General features: G+C 52.3%; 19 protein-coding genes. 13 read left to right on the top strand and 6 right to left on the bottom strand.

Annotation, left to right across the window (positions count from 1 at the left end):
- Positions 1 to 16: 16 nt before the first annotated feature.
- From citD to K7H21_RS17630, 8 genes are all read left to right on the top strand, one after another.
- Positions 17 to 307, top strand: a complete 291-nt coding sequence (gene citD, locus K7H21_RS17665) for a citrate lyase acyl carrier protein (RefSeq protein WP_223035258.1) — start codon at positions 17 to 19, stop codon at positions 305 to 307.
- Positions 307 to 1,182 carry a citrate (pro-3S)-lyase subunit beta gene (gene citE / locus K7H21_RS17660; RefSeq protein WP_024359623.1) on the top strand — a complete coding sequence of 292 codons (876 nt, stop codon included), beginning with the start codon at positions 307 to 309 and terminating at the stop codon, positions 1,180 to 1,182. Before citD ends, citE begins: the two co-directional genes overlap by 1 nt.
- Before the next feature lie 33 nt (positions 1,183 to 1,215).
- The gene (gene citF, locus K7H21_RS17655) at positions 1,216 to 2,736 is read left to right on the top strand and encodes a citrate lyase subunit alpha (RefSeq protein WP_142468731.1); all 1,521 of its coding nucleotides are present in this window, start codon (positions 1,216 to 1,218) and stop codon (positions 2,734 to 2,736) included.
- Complete coding sequence (gene citX, locus K7H21_RS17650; RefSeq protein ID WP_004131133.1) at positions 2,733 to 3,281, top strand: citrate lyase holo-[acyl-carrier protein] synthase; 549 nt, start codon at positions 2,733 to 2,735, stop codon at positions 3,279 to 3,281. Before citF ends, citX begins: the two co-directional genes overlap by 4 nt.
- Entirely contained in the window at positions 3,256 to 4,128 is an 873-nt protein-coding gene (citG, locus tag K7H21_RS17645; RefSeq protein ID WP_004131135.1) for a triphosphoribosyl-dephospho-CoA synthase CitG, read from the top strand. Before citX ends, citG begins: the two co-directional genes overlap by 26 nt.
- Positions 4,129 to 4,160: 32 nt before the next feature.
- The gene (locus tag K7H21_RS17640) at positions 4,161 to 4,727 is read left to right on the top strand and encodes an RBBP9/YdeN family alpha/beta hydrolase (RefSeq protein ID WP_004131136.1); all 567 of its coding nucleotides are present in this window, start codon (positions 4,161 to 4,163) and stop codon (positions 4,725 to 4,727) included.
- Positions 4,728 to 4,795: 68 nt separating this feature from the next.
- Positions 4,796 to 7,396, top strand: a complete 2,601-nt coding sequence (acnB, locus tag K7H21_RS17635; RefSeq protein ID WP_049112753.1) for a bifunctional aconitate hydratase 2/2-methylisocitrate dehydratase — start codon at positions 4,796 to 4,798, stop codon at positions 7,394 to 7,396.
- A gap of 108 nt (positions 7,397 to 7,504) precedes the next feature.
- Entirely contained in the window at positions 7,505 to 8,938 is a 1,434-nt protein-coding gene (locus K7H21_RS17630; RefSeq protein ID WP_004131138.1) for an anion permease, read from the top strand.
- A gap of 139 nt (positions 8,939 to 9,077) precedes the next feature.
- Here the strand turns inward: K7H21_RS17630 and cspE are convergent, their stop codons facing one another.
- Entirely contained in the window at positions 9,078 to 9,290 is a 213-nt protein-coding gene (gene cspE / locus K7H21_RS17625; RefSeq protein ID WP_004131139.1) for a transcription antiterminator/RNA stability regulator CspE, read from the bottom strand.
- A gap of 667 nt (positions 9,291 to 9,957) precedes the next feature.
- Between cspE and K7H21_RS17620 the strand changes: the two genes are divergently transcribed.
- Positions 9,958 to 10,179: a cold shock domain-containing protein gene (locus K7H21_RS17620; protein WP_004131140.1), complete on the top strand. Its 222-nt coding sequence runs from the start codon at positions 9,958 to 9,960 to the stop codon at positions 10,177 to 10,179.
- Positions 10,180 to 10,822: 643 nt separating this feature from the next.
- Here the strand turns inward: K7H21_RS17620 and K7H21_RS17615 are convergent.
- Together K7H21_RS17615 and crrC are read right to left on the bottom strand one after the other, a co-directional pair.
- Positions 10,823 to 13,942: a multidrug efflux RND transporter permease subunit gene (locus K7H21_RS17615; protein WP_142468727.1), complete on the bottom strand. Its 3,120-nt coding sequence runs from the start codon at positions 13,940 to 13,942 to the stop codon at positions 10,823 to 10,825.
- 318 nt (positions 13,943 to 14,260) lie between these two features.
- Positions 14,261 to 14,647: a colistin resistant protein CrrC gene (crrC, locus tag K7H21_RS17610; RefSeq protein ID WP_049112746.1), complete on the bottom strand. Its 387-nt coding sequence runs from the start codon at positions 14,645 to 14,647 to the stop codon at positions 14,261 to 14,263.
- A gap of 358 nt (positions 14,648 to 15,005) precedes the next feature.
- Here crrC and K7H21_RS17605 point away from each other — a divergent pair, with 358 nt between their 5' ends.
- Both K7H21_RS17605 and K7H21_RS17600 read left to right on the top strand, forming a co-directional pair.
- A complete protein-coding gene (locus K7H21_RS17605; protein ID WP_004131145.1) occupies positions 15,006 to 15,710 on the top strand; it encodes a response regulator in 705 nt (234 codons plus the stop codon).
- Entirely contained in the window at positions 15,707 to 16,777 is a 1,071-nt protein-coding gene (locus tag K7H21_RS17600) for an ATP-binding protein (protein ID WP_004131147.1), read from the top strand. The genes K7H21_RS17605 and K7H21_RS17600 overlap by 4 nt, the downstream gene beginning before the upstream one ends.
- A 35-nt stretch (positions 16,778 to 16,812) precedes the next feature.
- On the opposite strand, the gene K7H21_RS17595 is transcribed toward K7H21_RS17600, so the two are convergent.
- Positions 16,813 to 17,700, bottom strand: a complete 888-nt coding sequence (locus tag K7H21_RS17595) for an ATP-grasp fold amidoligase family protein (RefSeq protein ID WP_049112745.1) — start codon at positions 17,698 to 17,700, stop codon at positions 16,813 to 16,815.
- A 246-nt stretch (positions 17,701 to 17,946) separates the two neighbouring features.
- Here K7H21_RS17595 and K7H21_RS17590 point away from each other — a divergent pair, with 246 nt between their 5' ends.
- Together K7H21_RS17590 and K7H21_RS17585 are read left to right on the top strand one after the other, a co-directional pair.
- A complete protein-coding gene (locus tag K7H21_RS17590; RefSeq protein WP_049112743.1) occupies positions 17,947 to 18,324 on the top strand; it encodes a RidA family protein in 378 nt (125 codons plus the stop codon).
- A gap of 192 nt (positions 18,325 to 18,516) precedes the next feature.
- The gene (locus K7H21_RS17585; protein WP_004131152.1) at positions 18,517 to 19,545 is read left to right on the top strand and encodes an LLM class flavin-dependent oxidoreductase; all 1,029 of its coding nucleotides are present in this window, start codon (positions 18,517 to 18,519) and stop codon (positions 19,543 to 19,545) included.
- Between the two features lie 43 nt (positions 19,546 to 19,588).
- On the opposite strand, the gene K7H21_RS17580 is transcribed toward K7H21_RS17585, so the two are convergent.
- Both K7H21_RS17580 and dsbG read right to left on the bottom strand, forming a co-directional pair.
- Complete coding sequence (locus K7H21_RS17580) at positions 19,589 to 19,924, bottom strand: gamma-glutamylcyclotransferase family protein (RefSeq protein WP_004131153.1); 336 nt, start codon at positions 19,922 to 19,924, stop codon at positions 19,589 to 19,591.
- Positions 19,925 to 20,031: 107 nt separating this feature from the next.
- Entirely contained in the window at positions 20,032 to 20,790 is a 759-nt protein-coding gene (gene dsbG / locus K7H21_RS17575; RefSeq protein WP_004131154.1) for a thiol:disulfide interchange protein DsbG, read from the bottom strand.
- Positions 20,791 to 20,805 lie beyond the last annotated feature (15 nt).

The raw sequence follows: 20,805 nt of genomic DNA, 5'->3' as shown, positions 1-20,805 counted from the left end.
TGTTCAGGATATTTATATGAAAATATTACATGCGGCAATCGCCGGGACGCTCGAATCCAGCGACCTGGTTGTCAAAGTCAGCCCCTACGATTATGGGCTCGATATAACTATCAACAGTGAAGTGTACAAACAATTTGGTGAACAGATTACGGCAGTGGTCAATGAAACACTTTCCATATTAAACGTTACGCAGGGCCAGATTATTGTGGAGGATAAGGGCGCGCTGGACTGTGTTATCCGCGCCAGAATGCAGGCGGCGATTTTACGGGGAACGGCCAGCAACGAAATTGCGTGGGAAAAATTATGATGAAAAAATTACGTCGCAGCATGCTTTTTTTACCGGGTTCAAGCGCCGCTATGCTTTCAACCGCCTTTATTTATAAACCCGATTCAATCATGTTTGACCTGGAAGATGCGGTCTCGTTGAAAGAGAAAGACAGCGCGCGGCTGCTGGTGTTCCATGCGTTACAGCATCCTATGTATAAAGATATTGAAACCGTTGTCAGGATTAACCCGCTGAATACGCCGTTTGGCTTAAAAGACCTCGAAGCGGCGGTGCGCGCCGGCGTCGATGTTATCCGTTTACCCAAAACCGATACGCCGGAAGATATTTATCAGCTTGAGCGTGAAATTGTGCGTATTGAAGAGAGCTGCGGCCGTCCGGTGGGCTCTACGCAGCTCATGGCGGCGATTGAATCGGCGGTGGGCGTCATTAATGCCGTCGCTATCGCCAGGGCATCTCAACGCCTGATGGGAATTGCGCTGGCGGCGTTTGATTACGTCATGGATATGCAAACGGAACGCGGCGACGGTACCGAGCTGTTTTATGCGCGCTGCGCGGTATTACATGCGGCCCGTGGGGCAGGCATTGATGCGTTTGACGTGGTCTATGCCGATATTAATGACGAGGCCGGCTTTTTGAAAGAAGTGGATTTGATTAAGCGTATGGGCTTTAACGGTAAGTCGCTTATTAATCCGCGGCAGATTGAGATCTTACATAATGCCTATGCCCCCACTCAGGAAGAGGTTGATTACGCGGAGCGTGTTATTGCCGCGGCCGAAGAAGGGGAGCGTAGCGGACTTGGGGTGATTTCACTGAACGGCAAAATGATTGACGCGCCGATCATCAACCATGCCCGGGTGGTTATTGAACGCAAAAATGCCTCCGGCATCCGTCAATAATCTCCATTCAGTCACCAGCAACAGGATTTAACTATGAATCAATTAACAGAAGTCCTTCATAATATATCCGGCGCCCAGCACCAATATGAGGTATTTTCCGGCGCAAATACCCATACGCCCTATCTTGCAGATACCCGGCAAAAATATCAGCGCAAACTTTTCGACACGCTGGATGAGGTTTTATCGCGCTGCGATTTACGCGATGGGATGACCGTTTCATTTCATCACGCCTTCCGCGAGGGTGATAAAGTGATTAACTACGTTATGACCCGGCTGGCGGAAAAAGGCTTGCGAGGGTTAACGCTGGCGTCAAGTTCCCTGATGACCTGCAACACGCCGCTGATCGAGCATATTAAACAAGGCGTTATTAGCAAAATCTATACCTCCGGGATGCGCGGTGAATTAGCGGATGCGATTTCACACGGCCTGATGGAGGAGCCGGTACAGATCCACTCGCACGGCGGTAGGGTCAATCTGATTGAAAAGGGTGAAATTAATATTGATGTCGCGTTCCTCGCGGTCTCCTGCTGCGACGAATATGGCAATGCCAGCGGCACCGGCGGCAAATCCCGATGCGGTTCGCTTGGCTACGCGATGGTCGATGCAAAATATGCCCGCAAAGTGGTTTTGCTGACGGAAAGCATCGAACCGTTCCCCTATATGCCGGCCAGCATTATTCAGGATCAGGTTGATTATATTGTCAAAATCGACAGCGTAGGCGACCCGGCGAAAATCAGCGTTGGCGCCGCGCGCGTGACCAGCAATCCGCGAGAGCTGATGATCGCGCGGTCTGCTGCGGACGTCATTGAGCATTCCGGTTATTTTCGCGATGGCTTTTCTCTGCAAACGGGATCGGGCGCGGCGTCCACCGCCTGTACGCGATTCCTGGAATCCCGCATGAGGAAGCACAATATCGTCGCCAGCTTTGCCTTAGGCGGCATTACCGGCAGCATTGTCGATCTGCATGAAAAGGGACTGATTACTAAGCTGCTGGATACACAAAGTTTTGATGGCGCGGCGGGGGAGTCGCTGGCGAAAAATCCGCACCACGTTGAAATCTCGACCAGCGTTTACGCCAACCCGGCGGCGAAAGCCGCCTGCTGCGACCGCGTGGATATCGTCATTTTAAGCGCGCTGGAAATTGATACGGATTTTAACGTCAACGTACTGACCGGCTCCGACGGCGTGATGCGCGGCGCGTCGGGCGGACATTGCGATGTCGCTGCGGCGGCAAATTTAACTATCGTGGTCGCGCCCCTGATCCGCAGCCGTATTCCCACCGTCGTCAGGCACGTCACAACCCGCGTAACGCCGGGAGAGAGCATTGACGTGCTGGTCACCGACCACGGCATTGCCGTGAATCCTGCCCGCCCGGAAGTCAAAGAGAGGCTGACGGCGGCCGGTTTGCCGGTTGTTGATATCGAGGCGCTTTATCAGACATCGCTGGTGATTTCTGGCGAACCGAAACCGATCGAGTTTACCTCGCGCATTGTCGGCGTCGTGCGTTATCGCGATGGCAGCGTCATTGACGTGGTAAGGCAGGTGAAAGAATGATCGACGAAACGACAAACGCTTCCTGCGCCTCTATCACCCTTGAGGAAGTCCTTAAAGCCAGAGAAGCGCGCGCGAGTGTACAACAGGCGTGGCTGAGCCGCTTTGAACAACCGATGGTATCCACCACGCTCGTCTGGCCCGGCGAGGTAAAAGATACGCCGCTTGCCCGGCAGGTTATGGCGCAGGCGACGCACGCGTTCAGCCAGCTGCTGCGGAAACATCGCTGGGACGTTTCCAGGCACGAGGTTAGTTTTCAGCCCACCGGGCCCGAAGCGTTCTGGTCCATAGCGGCGCCTGCCTGGATGATCAAGCACGTGACGGCGCATCTTGAAGATCATCATCCTCTCGGGCGTCTGTGGGATATCGATGTCTTTTGTCCCACATCCGGATTAATTAAGCGCAGCGCGATCCGACAGCCGATGCGCAGATGCTTCATTTGCAATGAGGCTGCCCACGTCTGTTCCCGTATGCGCCGCCATTCTCAGAATGAACTTGCGCAAGTGATTGAGGATTTAGCCTATGACTACTTTCGCGGTGAACGCTGAACGGGCTGAGCAACGGGAAAGCATTGCCTGGCTGGCTGCCGAGGCGATGTATCGGGAAGTGAGATTAACGCCAAAGCCCGGGCTGGTTGATGGCGAGAACAATGGCTCGCATCGTGATATGAACATCGCGCTGTTTATGGCCAGTATTCGCGCCGTCTCGCCCTGGTTCCCCCGCTTTTTTGCGCAGGGAGTGGCGACCGCGGATTTGCCTGCCCCGCAGACGCTATTAGCGATAAGGCCCACAGGACTGGCCTGCGAACAGGCGATGTTCAACGCCACGGGGGGAGTCAACACCCACAAAGGCGGCATTTTTTCCCTCGGCCTGCTGTGTGCCGCCGCAGGGCGCCTTGTTAAGCGCAACCAGATGCTTAGCCAGCGCAATTTGTGCCGGGAAACCAGTGCGATGTGCGCGGGCCTGGTTAGCCATGAACTGAAAAAAAATGGCCTCGCCAAAACCAAAGGCGAGCATATTTTTCAGCGCTTCGGGTTTAGCGGCGCGCGGGGTGAGGCGGAGAACGGTTTTTATACCGTCAGGCAGTTTGGGCTGCCCCAGTGGCAGAAAGCGCGGCGGGAGGGGCTACCTGAGCAGGATGCGCTGCTCAGAATGCTGCTGGCCCTGATGGCCTTCAACCCCGATACCAATGTGGTGTCCCGGGGCGGGCTAAGCGGCCTGCAGTATGTGCAGCGCTATGCAAAACGCATTCTGAAGATGGAACACCTGGCGGGTGAAAAGCTCAGAAAAGCGCTGAGACACATGGATAAGGCGTTGATTGATAGAAATCTCAGCCCTGGCGGCAGCGCGGATCTCCTTGCCGTTGGCTGGGTACTTTCCCATTACCCGGCCTGACGGGCGGTACTGAACGTGGAGAGGAAAGCTTAATGACTACCCAACGTCTGGAACAGCTGCGCGAAAAGTTGACGATTATTCTGGTGCCGGGCCTGCGAGACAGCGATGAGCATCACTGGCAAAGCTATTGGAGTCGTCGTTTTCCGTATTGGAAGCGGATAAGCCAGCGGAACTGGCTGGAGCCGGATATTGATGCCTGGGTGTCCGCTATCCGTCGGGAGCTGGCTACCTGTCAGCTCCCGGCTGTGCTGGTCGGGCATAGCTTTGGGGCGCTCGCCGCATGTCGCCTGATTCAGACACAAAAGGTGAATATAGCGGGTATCGTCATGGTTGCGCCTGCGGAGCCATCGCTCTTCGAACTGGAGGAGGCGGTACTTCCCGAGCGTCTGCGGACGTCCAGCCTCATGTTTGCCAGCCGAAACGATCCGTTAATGACCTTTAAGCGAGCGCAGTACTGGGCGGAATGCTGGGGAGGACGTTTAATCGATCTGGGTGACGCCGGGCATATTAATGCTGAGTCCGGATTCGGCGACTGGAATTATGGTCTGGAGCAGTTAGCAGCATTTTGTGAAGGGCTACCGCAATTTATTAAAACTTAATGTTACCAACCGAATATCGCGATTACATAAACAACCTTCAGATAAATAACTTCTGAAACGGAGAGCATATGTTAGAAGCTTATAATAAGCATGTCGACGAACGTGCTGGAAAAAATATTCCACCGAAGCCGTTAACCGCTGAGCAAACGCAAGAATTAATTACATTACTAACCAGCAAGACCTGCGAAGATAAAAATGCCCTTGTTGAGCTGTTAGCGCATCGCGTGCCGCCGGGCGTCGATCCGGCGGCGAAAATTAAAGCCGATTTTCTTTATCAGCAGATTAAAGAAGAAAAACCTGCGAGTATTATTGCGCCTCAGCAGGCTATTGAACTGCTGGGCACCATGCAGGGCGGTTATAATGTTCAACCGCTCATCCACTTACTGGACGATCCCCGCTGGGCCAGCAGCGCCGCGGAACAATTAAGCGCTACGCTGCTTATTTTTGAAAAATTTAAGGATGTGGAAGAAAAGGCGAAACAAGGAAATACCTGGGCGCAAAAAGTGCTTCAGTCATGGGCCGACGCCGAATGGTTTTTACGTCGCCCGGCGCTGCCGGAGAAGATCACGCTGAAAGTATTTAAGGTGCCGGGGGAAACCAATACTGATGATTTGTCGCCTGCGCCCGAGGCGTGGTCACGTCCGGATATTCCTCTGCATGCGTTGTCCATGTTGTGTCATCCGCGCGACGGCGTAAGCCCGGATGAACCGGGAAGCCGTGGGCCGATACGGCAGCTAGAGCAGTTAAAAAAAGAGGGCTACCCGCTGGTCTACGTCGGAGATGTCGTTGGCACAGGCTCTTCCCGAAAATCGGCAACTAATTCTATTTTATGGCATCTTGGCAACGATATTTCATGGGTGCCGAATAAACGAAGCGGCGGCTTTGTTTTTGGCGGAAATATTGCGCCCATCTTTTTTAATACGCTGGAAGATTCCGGCGCGCTGCCGCTTGAAATGGATGTTTCCGCGCTATCAACGGGAATGCTGATTGATCTCTATCCGTATCGCGGAGAAATTTGCGAAGCCCACAGCCAGCAGCCTATCACCTCATTTTCCCTGAAAACGGACGTTCTGCTTGATGAAGTGCGCGCCGGCGGGCGCATTCCGCTAATTATTGGCCGGAGCCTGACGGCCAGAGCGCGGCAATCACTGAACCTTGCGCCCTCCGACGTTTTCCGCAGGCCGAAAGCGCCAGCATCCTCCGCCGCCGGCTTTACGCTGGCGCAGAAAATAGTGGGAAGAGCCTGCGGCGTTGCCGGGATCCGACCAGGACAGTACTGCGAGCCGCGAGTCACTACCGTCGGTTCGCAGGATACTACCGGAGGAATGACGCGCGATGAGCTTACCGATCTGGCCTGCCTGAGTTTTTCCGCTGATTTGGTTATGCAGTCTTTCTGCCATACTTCAGCCTATCCCAAGCCGGTTGATGTGAAGCTGCATGAAACGCTGCCTGAATTTATCAGCCGCCGGAACGGCGTGGCGCTGAAGCCGGGGGATGGCATTATCCACTCCTGGCTTAACCGTATGCTAATTCCTGATACCGTAGGGACCGGGGCGGATTCTCACACCCGTTTCCCGCTTGGCATCTCTTTCCCCGGTGGCTCCGGGCTGGTGGCCTTTGCTGCGGCAACGGGCATTATGCCGCTGGATATGCCGGAGTCAGTACTGGTCCGTTTTACGGGAGAGATGCAGCCGGGGATAACCCTGCGCGATCTGGTGCACGCCATTCCGCTCTATGCCAGAAAGCAGGGATTACTGACGGTGGAGAAAAAAAATAAGATCAATATCTTCTCCGGGCGTATCCTGGAAATCGAAGGACTCGGCATGCTGAAAGCGGAGCAGGCCTTTGAACTGGCTGACGCCTCGGCCGAACGCTCCGCAGCGGCATGCGTGCTGCGTCTGGAAGAAGAGAACGTGGCGGAATATCTGCGCTCCAATGCCACATTGCTACGCTGGATGATTAATCAGGGTTATGAAAATGCCGCCACGCTGGCGCGGCGAATTGCGGAAATTGAGGCGTGGCTGGCGAATCCGTCGCTGCTGGTGGCCGATGAGAACGCCGAATATGCCGCGGTGATTGAGATCGATCTTAGGGAAATTACCGAACCTATCGTCTGTGCGCCGAACGATCCGGATGACGCCCGGCTGCTGTCGGAAGTCGCGCGTACGCCGATAGATGAAGTCTTTATTGGCTCCTGCATGACGAATATTGGCCATTTCCGCGCCGCCGGTAAAATTATTGCCGACGCCCGCGAGATACCCGCACGGCTGTGGCTGGCTCCGCCGACGAAAATGGATGCGCGTCAGCTTGCCAGTGAAGGGTACTTTAATCAGTTCATAAAAACGGGCGCCAGAATTGAACCCGCCGGCTGTTCGCTGTGTATGGGGAACCAGGCGCGGGTACGTCAGGGCAGTTCCGTTGTTTCAACATCGACTCGTAACTTCCCGAATCGTCTTGGCACCGATGCGAACGTTTTTTTAGCGTCGGCGGAGCTGAGCGCCGTGGCGGCGATGATAGGGAAAATGCCGACCGTTGAACAATATTTCTGGCACATGGATAAAATCAAAGCAACAAGGGACGACATTTATCGTTACCTGAACTTCGATCGGCTGCCAGAGTATCAGTCAACGAATAATGAAAAAAATATTATTAAAACATTTGCTGGCTAATTCTTTACTGCATTAAACAATAACGGTGAATAGCTCACTTGTTCAGCGGAAGCTTCAGAAGAATGAGGCTTCTGCTTTTAACGACACGGATTGTAGCCGAGGTGAAGCATGTTGAAGTCCAAGCTAATAAAAATAGCGGTGCTTATTTTTATTATTATATTAGCTATAATAATTCCACCCCCCGACGGATTGACGAAAGAAGCCTGGATACTGGCCGGCATCTATCTGGCGTCCATTATAGGGCTGGTGAGTAAGCCTTATCCTGAGCCCGTGATTATGATGTCGGCGGTAGGCTTGTCATGCTTAACGGTGGCAAGATTTGATGACTCTCCCGTCAAGTCAATGGATGTACTGAGCGGTTTTTCCTCGGGAACGACATGGTTGGTATTTAGCGCGTTTACTTTGAGCGCCGCTTTTGTCACTACCGGGTTGGGGAAACGGCTGGCGTACTGGTTTATTTTAAAATTTGGTGGGACAACCCTACGGCTAGGGTACGTCACGGCGCTGTTGGATCTAATGTTGTCACCGGCGACGCCTTCTAACACTGCGCGCGCCGGCGGCGTCGTATTCCCGATTATCAATAGCATTGCCCTGGTGTTAGGTTCGACGCCAAAAGAGAGTCCGCGTCAGGCCGGACGTTACCTGATGGTGAATGTGTATATGGTGACTAAGACCACCAGCTATATGTTTTTGACCGCGTTTGCCGGAAATGCCTTAGCGTTACAGTTAATTTCCGATATTTTTCATATTCGCATAAGCTGGGTAGGATGGGCTCTGGCGGGGGTACCGCTCGGGCTATTGATGTTAACTGTTATTCCTTATATCACCTACAAAATAGTGCGCCCGCAATTAAAAGAAATAGACAATATAAAAATAGCCACTGCGGGCCTGAATGAATTGGGTGCCATCAGTTCGAAAGAGAAAGGGCTGATCGTCGTATTTATCTCCGCGCTCTCAGGCTGGATATTTTCTCATTATCTGGGGCTGAATGAATCCTCCGTTGCGGTGATCGCCATGGCTGGCGCTTTGCTCGCGAATGTTATTTGCTGGAATGATGTGCTGCAAAATAAGGGCGGCTGGAATACGTTAATCTGGTACGGCGGCATTATTGGACTGAGTGCGACCTTAAGCAAAGAGGGATTTTTTAAATGGCTTGCCGCCTTTATGTCCGCGCATCTGGATTTCCTCGGCGCCGGTAACACGACCATTGTGATTATTGTTTTTTTAAGCATCATCGTGCGCTATTTATTCGCCTCCGGCGGTGCATACGTCGCGGCTATGGTTCCCGTCTTCGCTACCGTCGGACTGGTTACCGGAACGGCGCCTGCGCTGCTGGCGCTCGCGATCCTGTTTTCTAACTCTTACGGGGGCTGTATCACGCACTATGGTGGTGCCGCCGGGCCGATTATTTTTGCCGCCGGTTATAATGATATTAAATCCTGGTGGTTAACCGGGACCATAATAGCGTTATTAACTTTTCTGGTTCATATGGTTGTTGGCATTCCGTGGTGGGGCTTTTTGATTCAGCACGGAATACTTTGAGGCCGGCCTGCATTTTTATTTGAACCTGGCGGCTCGCGACATAACGAAAAAACCCCGACATGATGTCAGGGTTTTTGAACTGGCGTGACTTCATCATCGGCAGCGAAGCTGAAATCTACGCCAGTGAATAAAGCGCAGCTTAGATGGCGTAGACGTTACCCGCTGAAGGGCCTTTCTGGCCATCTTCAATGGTGAATTCGACTTTCTGGCCTTCGTTCAGGGTCTTAAAACCGCCGCTCTGGATAGCCGAAAAATGTACAAACACATCTTTGCTACCGTTGTCCGGGGTGATGAAACCAAAGCCTTTCGACTCATTAAACCATTTTACTAAACCAGTCATTTTATTAGACATTGATAATACCTCAACATATCTGAGCCTTACGGCGAAAAGGTTTCGCACAGAATCTAATTAATAACGATAAGGAGACTCAAAAGGAAGAATTATCAACGGATAACACTTGAGATGAGGACTGCTTTACTAAACCGCTTTATTATGTCTGTGTACTTAACCGACTAATCATTAGTCACATACTTCACCGCGGATAGCAAGACTTATTTCAATTGATATGGCCGGGACGGAGAGTAATACGGAAAGAGGGGGGGAGTGATTTGCCAGCGCCTTGTTGAGGGTTTAATGATAATAACTATCATAGTTTCATTGGGTTAACTAAATTTTGGATTACGATAACGTGGATGAATCTGGAGGGGGTATTTTTTTATTTTTGCGAACAGGCTCATGCGGTGGTGAAGCCATATCATGCGTCGCAGCGCGATAAATTTAAGGCCATTTCTCATTATTTTATCCCCAGTGGGGCATCTGGATGGCTAAAATTTAATTTGCTTATGAATGGTATTCATGCATTAATGAAATTATTAATTCGAAAAAAACGCATGAGCTTAAAAAATTTATCGGCCGTTCTCATTACCAGGCGCTATCGCTGATACCCCCTTTCTTTTGAGTCCATACGTTTAATCCGACACGTTTTCTGTCAATTACCTGATGCGCAACTGGAGTCAGTATGTCCTCAAGAATTAAAGGTCTGGTCAAGTGGTATAATGAGTCGAAGGGATTTGGTTTCATTTCACCTCTCGATGGCGGCAAAGATATTTCGGTCCATTGCTCGGCGCTTCGTGGGGATAATTTTAATACCCTATTTGAAGGCCAGAAAGTTGAATATGCTGTACTCCATAGAGACGACAAAGGTCCTGCTGCTACCCATGTTATACTGTGCGATAAATAACGATTTATAGCGTTACGGCCGCGATAGTGAAAGCCGTGTTGGCGATATCGCGACGGCCTGTCTCTGGATTATTCCTCTCTTATTCCATGCCCTGTCCCTGAGCACCACGACCGTCGCGTACGGTTTTTCTTATCCGGCAATGCGGCAGAAATGCGTTCGACGGATTCTGGAAGCGAGTACAATTCACCGGCTTTCAGTCAGTATTTAAATCCGATGACAGGGGATGGTGATGGTCAGACGCTTTGTGGTGTGTTTCTTCATGCTGTGCGCATTCTCAGTCCATGCCGCTAACGGCGGTAATGGTGGCGACGGTGGGAATGGGAATAACTCGGATGGGGGCAATGGCTCTGATGGCAGCGCGACCGCGTCTGGACGCCCTGGGTGCCCGGGCGGAACGCAGCCTGACTCGTCCGGAAAATTTTATCTCCCGGGCACAAAAGAACCGTGCAATCCGGGCAGGCAGGATGCAATGAAAAGCGCGCGCCATTAGCCAGCCGCTTTTTAGCGACTGGCCAGAATAATGGATCACGACCAGACCGCCGGACGAGTGAGGCAAGCGAGTCTAAAGCGCGGCGACATACTTCCCCTTAACGCGGCGTAAAACCCATCCTGTCGTTCCGGCAACGCTCGTACCAACCTCGTGCTATTTAATATGGCGCGGGGTGTTTTCCCCTTTCCGACGTTGTTCAATGCACCGCGTAATCATCACGAAAAAGACGGGGACAAAGAAGATAGCCAGCACCGTTGCGCTTATCATGCCCCCGAAGACGCCCGTTCCCAGGGCATGCTGTGTCGTGTCGCTCGCTCCGCTGGCCAGCATCAGCGGTACGACGCCTAATGTAAATGCCAGCGAGGTCATGAGTATTGGGCGTAAGCGCTGGGTTGAGGCGAGTAATGTTGCATCCACCACGTTCATTCCCTGGCTCATCAGTTGTCTGGCAAATTCCACAATCAAAATCGCATTTTTAGCGGAAAGGCCAATCAGGGTTATCAGGCCCACTTTAAAAAAGACATCGTTGGTCATATTCGCCACCGTCACGGCCACAACCGCGCCGAGCAGGCCGAGAGGAACCACAAGCATTACCGCGAAGGGAATCGACCAGCTTTCATAGAGTGCGGCCAGCACCATAAATACGACCAGCACCGAGAGTATTATCAGCCCCGGCAGCTGTGACGCGGACTGCTTTTCCTGTAACGAACTCCCCGCCCATTCTCCGGCGAAACCCGCCGGCAACTGGTCCGCCAGCCTCTCCATCGCCCCTATTGCGCTACCCGTGGACTCGCCCGCGGCGGCGCTTCCGCTAATGCGGATGGCCGGATATCCCTGATAACGATTGAGCTGCTGTGGGGCAACGTTCCAGGAGAGCGTCACAAACGTCGCCAAAGGAAGCATCTGCCCCGAGCGGTTCTTCACCGACAGCGTCAATAACTGCTCCGGTTGCATACGGTAGGGCGCATCCGCCTGAACGATCACCTGTTGAACCCGGCCATTATTGGTATAGTCATTGACGTAACTGGAGCCCGTTGCGACGGAAATCGTTTGATTAATCTCATCAAACGATACGCCCATCGCTTCCGCTTTTTCCCTGTCGACGTTAAGCATCAGGCTGCTCCCTTCAGGGAGCCCATCGATATAGACATCGTTCAACAGGTGACTCTGGTTCGCACGCTTTACCAGCTCATCCGCTGCCTTTTTCAGGGCCGGATAGCCCTTGCCGCCACGGTCCTGCAAATACCAGGTAAACCCGGATGAGGTCCCCATGTCGGAGATAGCCGGAGGGAGCAGGCTCATCGTTACGGCATCGGGAACGCTTTCCATACTGCGTTGAATATACTCTGCTTCACCCTGGGCGGTCGCGCCCTCGCGATTTTTCCAGTCCTTCAGGGTGGTGAAAGCCATGGCTGAGTTCTGCCCCGAGCCTGAAAAGCCAAATCCCAGGATCATGATGTTGCTTTCAACGGCCTGCCGCGCGGCGATTTCATCTTCAAATCGTTGTACCACTTTAAGCGTACGCTGCATCGTGGCGTCGGAAGGGAGCTGGATCGACGACATAAAGTAACCCTGGTCTTCATCCGGTAAAAATGACGAAGGTAATGAGGATAGACCGGCATACAGCGCGAGACAGAGCGCGGTATACAGCAACATCATGCGTCCGGTCCGTTTCAGAACAAACCCGAGCCCGGAGGCGTAAAATGAGGCGAGGCGGTCAAAACGGGCGTTAAACCATGCGGAAAACCTGCCGCCTTTACTCCGGTCAGGCTGATGAGGCCGAAGTAACGTAGCGCAAAGGGCAGGGGTGAGCGTCAGCGCCAGGAATGCCGATAATAAAATGGACACCGCCATAGAAATGCAGAATTGCCGGTAAATAATCCCTACCGACCCGTCGGCAAAACCCATGGGAATAAATACTGCGGTCAGCACCAGTGTAATACCCATAATGGCTGGGGTGATTTCGCTCATCGCTTCCCGCGTGGCCTGCTTCGGGGAGAGCCCCTTTTCTTCCATGAGGCGCTCAACGTTCTCCACAACAACAATAGCGTCATCAACAATGATGCCGATTGCCAGCACCATGCCGAACATGGTCAGGATATTGATGGAATAGCCGCTAAGCAGCATCACCGTTAAGGTGCCCAGTAGCGCCACCGGGGCCACGATAGCAGGTATAAACGTGCAGCGGATTTTGTGCAGAAACAACAACATAACGAGAAACACCAGCACCATTGCTTCGGCAAATGTTTCCACCACCTTCAAAATAGAAAGCTTCACAAAGGGGGCGGTATCAAACGGAACCGTGAACGCCATTGCTTCAGGAAGCACGCCTGAAAGCTCTGCGAGCCGCGCGCGGACCCCCGATGCCGTGCCGATCGCATTTGCGCCGGGAGAGAGCTGAATAGCGGCAGCCGTGGCGGGAACGCCGTTTTCTCGTATGCCAAACGCATAGCTTTGTAACCCAGACTCCACGCGCGCAATATCAGCCAACTTTAGCCGTGCGCCAGTCACCTCAGATTTTAAGGTAATGTTGCGAAACGCCTCAACGGATGAGAGCTGACCTTTAACGGTTATCGGATAAGTAACGGCCTGCTGCGGCGTTGTTGGTTCATCTCCCGTTCTGCCGGGAGAAACAATCACGTTTTGTTGGCCGACAGCGGTCACGACGTCCGTGACGGAAAGCCCGTAACCGTGGAGCTTTATAGGATCCAGCCAGATACGCAGCGCTTTTTCCCCGCCGAAGAGCTGAACTTTGCCAACGCCAGGGACGCGGCGCAGCTCATCGATCACATTGCGGGCAAAATAGTCGCTTAAATCAGCCTCCTGATACTCTCCCGTCGGGGATTTTAACCCCACCATCATCAGAAAGCCGGAATTTGCCGCCTCAACCGTTATACCATTTTGCCTTACCGCCTGCGGTAAACGCGGCTCGACGATTTTAATCTGGTTTTGCAGATCCATCTGCGCGAGCTTAATGTCCGTTCCCGGCGTGAAGGTTACCGTAATGGAAGCCATTCCGGTGGTATCGCTGGTGGATTCAAAATAAAGCAAATTATCCACGCCAGAAATCTCACGCTCGATAAGTGAAACAACCGACGTATTCATCACGTCCGGGCTGGCCCCTGGATAGCTGAGCGAAATAATAATGCCCGGCGGTGCGACGGCAGGATATTGCGCAACCGGCAGGCGCGGAATGGACAATATTCCCGTCAGCACGATAAACAGCGCGACCACCCAGGCGAAAATAGGACGTTCAATAAAAAAGTGCGGCATCAGATAGACATCCAGTCAACAAACAAAAAGGTCAGTAAATTCAGGATGACCGCTCGGTTTCCCGGGGCCTATCCTCCGGTAAACTCGCGCGATAGCGTCATCCGGGCGGCAACGTTCGAGCAATTGTCTCCTGCGCGAATGGCATATCTCGCGATCCGGCCAGAACGAGGTCGAGGAGGAAGAGGCGAAGTCTAAATGCGCGATGTTGACCGCCAATGGCCGATTTATGGAGGGAGTGTGTATGTGTACTCCCGGTTAACCTTATGAGCGCGGCTACCGCACTCTGCTTAAGAGGGCTATCTTTCTCATGGCGTAAAATCAAATCATCCGCATCAATAAATACACCGGGGAACCGCAGAAAACGATCAGCAAAAAACACTCATAATAAAAGACAATATCATATATGCCGGGTGTAATATTCAAAAGAATATTAAATACAACAATGCTATAAATAAATATTAATACCAGCCAGAAGACGATAATCGCTAATTCTCTTAACGCGCCAGGTTTCTTTTGGAATATAAACGCCAGGACTGAGAAGGTGATACTGGCATCGACCAATGGCGATGACAGCGTCGTGGAAGCTACCTTTTCATCAATGGCATGCACCAGGTATAACCATAAATAAAGTAACGCCCATGCTGTCAGGGAAAATATAAAGGCAGCGAGAACTTTTTCACGACGAATATTACTTAAGCTTTCCATAATGTTTTCTCTGACAGGGGCCCACATCAGTTGTCTGGCGAGCTGAATTCACAGGCGTGCGTGTCACACTCACGCTTGCACTTTTCTTCCTTGATGATGGATTGTCGCAGCGGTATGTTGATTGTTTATTTCGTGATTGTGTAGCCAGTATGGAGACGCGTTCCGCGTGCTTTATATCGGCAGGAAAAAATGCGGCGTGTGCAACTTTTTAACTCCGGGCTTGTCACATTGCTTTTAACCGGAAAAATATTCGCTCGCGGCAGGTGCCTGAGATTTGGTTGTAGAACCTTTAAACAAGTACGGCATAAAATCTTTTTAAGATAAAATAAAATCTATTATCGGTAATGTGGAAACTAAAATGAACAAAAGCAATCTGATAATTATCGCCGAGGATGACGATGAAATTGCCGCTATTCTGACAGGCTATTTACATCGGGCGGGAATGAAAACCTGTCGGGCGGAGGACGGCGAGCAGGCGATCAATCTTACCCGTCTGCATAAACCGGACCTCGTGTTACTGGATATCCATCTACCCGTTTATGATGGCTGGAACGTGCTGACGACCTTACGCAAAGAGACTAACGTGCCGGTTATCATGGTGACCGCGCTTGACCAGGACGTCGATAAACTGATGGGACTGAGGCTCGGCGCAGATGACTATGTGATAAAACCGTTTAATCCCTCCGAGGTGATCGCCAGAGTGGAAGCGGTACTCCGCAGAACCCGGCCGAATGCCGAAGTCGCCAATTCAAGGCCATTGAGATTGCCGTTTCTGACAATCTATCCCGATGAATTTTACGTGGAAATTACCGTCGAGAATAAGATTGTCACCCCGGTGTTGACCACCACCGAATTTAAGCTTTTGACCTACCTGGCGCGCAGTCCGCGAAAGGTGTGCTCACGCGAAGAGTTACTGGATGCCTGCCTGCCCGAGGGGGATTCACTCGATCGAACCGTTGATAGCCATATGAGTAAGCTGCGGAAAAAGCTTGAACACGCGGGGCTCAAAGGCATCCCGGAGAGCATCAGAGGAGTGGGCTATCGGTTAGGTGAGAAAAAATGAACAAAGAAACGATTCTGAGCCGTCAGATATTGACCTATATGCTGTCGTTAACCTTCATTATTATCGCTATCGCCGTGGTGGGCTCTTATCTATTTTATAGCTTCTTGATTGATTACCTGCCGGGAGGCGCCGTCTCCGGGAGCGAAGATGATATGACCTTGCTGGACTGGCTGTGGATCACGATAGCTTCAGTCACCAGTCTGGTGGTATCGCTGTTTTTTACCGTTAAACTCTCCGCCAGAATATTGACGCCGTTAAATGCCGTCGCCCAGAGCCTGAAACAAATTTCGCAGGGCAATCTTGGCGCACGAGCGTCCGGCACCAGCTCTCAGCTGGGCGAGATTAATAATCTTGTTAATGATTTCAATGAAATGGCGGAAAAACTGCAGACCCTCGATGTTCAGAGGAACCTGTGGAACGCGGCCATCGCTCACGAACTCAGAACCCCCGTCACTATTCTGCGCGGAAGGCTTCAGGGGCTGGTAGAAGGGGTATTTGAGCCAGAGCCCGCGCTATTCAGAAACCTGCTGAGACAAACGGAAGGCCTGACTAATTTAATTGAGGATCTGCGGGTCGTGAGTTCCTCCGGCGGCGCCGGTTATACGCTGACGCTCAGTGAGGTCGATCTCGAAGCGACGATTACCAGCGCGCTTGACACTTTTTTACCGGAGTTTCGCAGCAAGCAGTTCACCCTTATCACTGAACTCAAGCAGCAGTTGTGCGTTTGCGATCCTTTGCGTATGACGCAGTGCCTGACGGTGCTGTTCGATAATGCGTTAAAATATTCCACCTCCCGAACTTTGCTGATAAAGAATGGAACCTCTGGCAAAGAAAATTATATTCTGGTTCAGGATCGTGGTCCCGGAATCCCTGAAGAACTCCAGCGGTTGTTATTTGAACCTTTTCAGCGCGGAGAATATGCCAGACATATTAATCCTCAAGGCTGCGGATTGGGATTATCGGTCGTCAAAGCGATTATGCTCGCTCACGGCGGTAGTGTGAGCTATCGGTTGTCACGAGAAAATCACTCGATTTTTAAATTATCATGGCCTGTCAACCTGCCCTGAGAAAACAGGCTCAATTGAGCCTGTTTCTGGAGACATCAGTGCCACATGTCTCCGAGTTTAGCATCCCATATCGCCGGTGTGATATTAAGTTTACCTCGCTTCGGACTTAATGTTATTTCACTGAAATAAATTTCATTTTCTTTTAGCATCAGGTCGACACGACAGTAATCAATCTCTTTTGCCAATTCCTGCGCGGCAGTGACGGCGCGATGAAAGGATTCGGGTTCAGGAACCGGCCCCAGTGTGTTTGGATATTCCATCTGAAAAGGCTGCAGCCGCCACGATCTGTCATAGACATTAATATATTCGCGCCCCTGTTTATCGGTGAAATCAGCCTCCACAAAGCAGGCTACCCCATGAAAACAATGTATTCTTAACATCTCAGGCGTAACGTTTTTATCTCGGTCAGAAAATAAGTCGATAAACATCTCACAGAGAATAACCGGGGCAATATGCTTATATTGCCACTCTCGGGTTGTGTAATACATATTCTTTTTAAGCGCCAGCTTGAGTCGGTTTAAGGTATTGGCTGGATTAAAATTGTCTCTGTCGCTGCATATAACGGTGCTGCCGCAGTCATGATTGCACTTCAACACGAATTTCGCCGGGAGTCTGCTAAAATCAATATCCTCTGCGCGCTGGTAAACGCCAATTAACGGTATCACCTGCACAAGCTGCGTTCGTGTGAGGACATATTCTCTGACCGCCAGTTTGTCGGCCAGCAGAGTATAAAGGGCGTTATGATCGAAGACGAGGCGGTGGCATATCTTCTCACTCAGCGTGATGGGTTTTTTGAGATTAGCAAAGGTTTGTGACGTTTTGTTGAGTTTGGCAGTATGAAAATAAAGATCCGAAGTCATCATTCCCCGGTATTTTCTGAATAAGTATTCGACGTATTTAAGAGAGTAGTTCAGCTTGTTCATGGTTCCTCCTGAGCGTAATGAACATTCTGACGAAGGAGGATTGAGTGATATTGTTCAGATTATGGAGTGGAGATGGAGCAGGCTGGCTGTGACCAGCCCTGGCGTGAAATCAAACGCGTTCGCGGCTGGCGCCAGTAAGAACCGGCTTTTAGTGAATCGGTAAAAATACCGTTGATACGGCAACGCTGGGTGGTCACAACAGCGCGTCAGAGGGTTGTCAGTTTTAACTTAAATAAGGATATCGGTATGAGTCAGATGGTACGAAAAAATTACCCCGAACTGGGCGAGGTCAAGGCGCCCTATGTCCATTCGGTTAAGCACGGAAACACGCTCTACATTTCAGGGCTCACCGCGTTCGGCACCCGGGCGCAGCGCGACGGTATTGCCGCCCAGGCGGAGGAGATTTTTATGCAGATACGAACCGTTGCCCGCGCCGAAGGCATTGATTTTTCGTCTCTTATCAAAGTCACGATCTTTATCACTTCTTTTGATGAGATCGGCGAGCTGCGCAAAGTGCTTTACCGGAATTACGGCGATCACCTACCCGCCAGCTCGCTCGTAGAAGTCAGCCGTCTGTTTTCTGCGGATCTCAAAATTGAAATTGAGGCGATATTCGGCCTGTGAGCCCGTGTTTATTGCCCGGGCCGCGGTCTGCGCCGCCGAGCAGACTCAATCAATTTATTTGAAGCATTCGGTTAAACAAACGATATTTATTCTCACCTGGTTATGCGTAGAGTAGAGGCATAATGTGGCAGACACGTTTTTCATTATGCGCCATCTGCCGACGACTTCCCTGCAACCCAGGACACCCACGTCATGAAAAAGATTGGCTTTTTATCATTTGGTCACTGGACGCCGTCGCCGCAGTCCGGGACGCGTTCGGCCGCTGACGCGCTGCTGCAATCCATCGATCTGGCCGTTGCCGCCGAAGAGCTGGGCGCGGATGGCGCCTATTTCAGGGTGCATCATTTCGCCCGCCAGCTCAGCTCGCCGTTCCCCCTGCTGGCAGCGGTCGGGGCGAAAACCAAACGTATTGAAATCGGCACCGGCGTGATCGATATGCGCTATGAAAACCCGCTGTATATGGCCGAGGATGCGGGCGCGGCGGATTTAATCTCCGGCGGCCGTTTACAGCTGGGTATCAGCCGCGGCTCGCCGGAACAGGTGATCGACGGCTGGCGCTATTTTGGCTATGTTCCCGGCGAAGGCGAAAACGAGTCGGACATGGCGCGCCGCCACACCGAAGTGTTGCTGGACGCGCTGCGCGGAGAGGGGTTTGCGAAACCTAACCCGCAGCCCATGTTCCCCAACCCGCCGGGCCTGCTGCGGCTTGAGCCTTATTCTGAAGGGCTGCGCGAGCGAATCTGGTGGGGCGCCGGTTCGAATGCGACGGCAATGTGGGCGGCAAAGCTGGGGATGAACCTGCAAAGTTCGACGCTGAAAGACGATGAAACCGGCGAACCGTTCCATATTCAGCAGGCGAAGCAGATCCGCGCCTATCGCGAGGCCTGGGCAGAAGCGGGCCATACGCGCACGCCGCGGGTGTCGGTCAGCCGCAGCATTTTCGCGCTAATGAACGATCGCGACCGGATGTATTTCGGTTCAGGCCGTGACGAGAGCGATTCGATAGGTTTCCTCGACGAGAAGACCCGCGCCATTTTTGGCCGCAGCTACGCCGCAGAGCCGGAAAAGCTGGTCGAACAGCTGAAGCAGGACGAGGCGATTGCCGAAGCGGATACGCTGTTGTTGACGGTGCCGAACCAGCTTGGCGTGGAGTATAACGCCCACGTGATTGAGTCCATACTGAAGCACGTTGCGCCGGCAATGGGCTGGCGCGACGCATAAACCCGCGCTGAGCGACGCCCCGCACGCGCGGGGCGAAAGGGTTTTACGCTGCGACCTTCGGCTGTAGCTGATAGATCCAGGCGGTCACGCGCTGACCGTCTTCCGTGGTAACGTCCACGGCAACGCGATCGTAGCCTTCTTCAAACGCATCCAGCATTGGCCAGTGGGCGCTAAGATTCGCGGACAGGAACAGGTAGCCGTTGACCCGAGGCCCGTTGTTGTCGAGCACGATCCCCGGAAAATCCGCGGCTGCTCCCCAGCCGCGTTCATAAAACAGACCCTTCACATAGCCGGGCAGCCACTCTCCGCCAATGTTGTCCATAATATGGGCATTCGAGTGGCCCGGACGCAGCGTACCGTAGACAAATAAGCGTTCCATTATTCCTCATTCATTCAAACGTTGAATGCCCGGAAGGGCAGCGTAAGACTAAAAATACGCAGTCAGGCTTGGGTTAGCAAGGCGCCCCGTGGGACGCCCGCTCTTCATCAGGGCTCGGGCCCGAACATCTCCACCAGTTGCTTCTTATCGGGCATGCCGATCACCTGCTGGAGCTCGTTTTGTTCATTCATGTAATAGATAGCCGGCGTCGCGCTGGCGCCCAAATCATCCATCAGCTTTTGGTTATGCTGAAGAAGAGTAAAGGTTTCCCGCGGCGTCACGCCGTCAAAGCGCGGGATTTTTTTGCCGCCAGAGAGTTCATACTCTTGCCAGGCGGCTACCGGATCTTTGGCATTCAGGATTGCCGTGGCGTAGCGGCCGCTTTTCGGGTTGAGAAAGGCAACCAGTAGGGTATTCAGCTGGACCTTACCGGCTTTTACCCACGGCTGTGCCGCTGACCAGAACGTCTTACAGTAGGGGCAGAACGGATCGGCGAAGACAATCACTTTTCTGGCAGCGGAATCAGCGCCTTCCTTGAGCGGCCGGGCATCGTTCAGCTTTTTCCACATTTCGCGGCCTAACGGGGTATAGATCGCTTCTTTAAAGTAGCCCTCGCTGAGGTTTTGCCCTTTATCATCGTAAAGATACCCGGAAATAACGTGCTTCCCGTCCGGCGTCAAAAACAGGGTCACCCCCATATCCTGATACTGACCGACCCAGCCTTTCACGCCGCCGGGGGAATCTATCTCCTTAATAATTTTAATCCCTTGCTGTTCACCAAAATTTTTAACTATCTGGGGGATCGCCCCCTCGGCAAGCGCCAGGCCTGGCATCATCCAGGCCGCCAGCAGTAAAAAGTATTTCATCATATCGCCTCGCAA

Origin of the sequence: Klebsiella sp. CTHL.F3a, from assembly GCF_019890895.1 — a bacterium.
Classification (GTDB): Bacteria; Pseudomonadota; Gammaproteobacteria; order Enterobacterales; family Enterobacteriaceae; genus Klebsiella; species Klebsiella grimontii.
Note: the sequence above shows the minus strand (reverse complement) of the source record. Positions and strands in the feature narration are given on the sequence as shown.

What these genes read in the sequence shown, in the direction of transcription:
- K7H21_RS17640 (WP_004131136.1), top strand. Translation starts at nt 4,161, where the DNA reads ATGACTACCCAACGTCTGGAACAGCTGCGCGAAAAGTTGACGATTATT.
- citG (WP_004131135.1), top strand. Translation starts at nt 3,256, where the DNA reads ATGACTACTTTCGCGGTGAACGCTGAACGGGCTGAGCAACGGGAAAGC.
- citX (WP_004131133.1), top strand. Translation starts at nt 2,733, where the DNA reads ATGATCGACGAAACGACAAACGCTTCCTGCGCCTCTATCACCCTTGAG.
- K7H21_RS17580 (WP_004131153.1), bottom strand. Translation starts at nt 19,924, where the DNA reads ATGGAACGCTTATTTGTCTACGGTACGCTGCGTCCGGGCCACTCGAAT.
- K7H21_RS17600 (WP_004131147.1), top strand. Translation starts at nt 15,707, where the DNA reads ATGAACAAAGAAACGATTCTGAGCCGTCAGATATTGACCTATATGCTG.
- citF (WP_142468731.1), top strand. Translation starts at nt 1,216, where the DNA reads ATGAATCAATTAACAGAAGTCCTTCATAATATATCCGGCGCCCAGCAC.
- citD (WP_223035258.1), top strand. Translation starts at nt 17, where the DNA reads ATGAAAATATTACATGCGGCAATCGCCGGGACGCTCGAATCCAGCGAC.
- K7H21_RS17620 (WP_004131140.1), top strand. Translation starts at nt 9,958, where the DNA reads ATGTCCTCAAGAATTAAAGGTCTGGTCAAGTGGTATAATGAGTCGAAG.
- crrC (WP_049112746.1), bottom strand. Translation starts at nt 14,647, where the DNA reads ATGGAAAGCTTAAGTAATATTCGTCGTGAAAAAGTTCTCGCTGCCTTT.
- K7H21_RS17615 (WP_142468727.1), bottom strand. Translation starts at nt 13,942, where the DNA reads ATGCCGCACTTTTTTATTGAACGTCCTATTTTCGCCTGGGTGGTCGCG.
- cspE (WP_004131139.1), bottom strand. Translation starts at nt 9,290, where the DNA reads ATGTCTAATAAAATGACTGGTTTAGTAAAATGGTTTAATGAGTCGAAA.
- dsbG (WP_004131154.1), bottom strand. Translation starts at nt 20,790, where the DNA reads ATGAAATACTTTTTACTGCTGGCGGCCTGGATGATGCCAGGCCTGGCG.
- K7H21_RS17585 (WP_004131152.1), top strand. Translation starts at nt 18,517, where the DNA reads ATGAAAAAGATTGGCTTTTTATCATTTGGTCACTGGACGCCGTCGCCG.
- K7H21_RS17590 (WP_049112743.1), top strand. Translation starts at nt 17,947, where the DNA reads ATGAGTCAGATGGTACGAAAAAATTACCCCGAACTGGGCGAGGTCAAG.
- K7H21_RS17595 (WP_049112745.1), bottom strand. Translation starts at nt 17,700, where the DNA reads ATGAACAAGCTGAACTACTCTCTTAAATACGTCGAATACTTATTCAGA.
- K7H21_RS17605 (WP_004131145.1), top strand. Translation starts at nt 15,006, where the DNA reads ATGAACAAAAGCAATCTGATAATTATCGCCGAGGATGACGATGAAATT.
- citE (WP_024359623.1), top strand. Translation starts at nt 307, where the DNA reads ATGAAAAAATTACGTCGCAGCATGCTTTTTTTACCGGGTTCAAGCGCC.
- acnB (WP_049112753.1), top strand. Translation starts at nt 4,796, where the DNA reads ATGTTAGAAGCTTATAATAAGCATGTCGACGAACGTGCTGGAAAAAAT.
- K7H21_RS17630 (WP_004131138.1), top strand. Translation starts at nt 7,505, where the DNA reads ATGTTGAAGTCCAAGCTAATAAAAATAGCGGTGCTTATTTTTATTATT.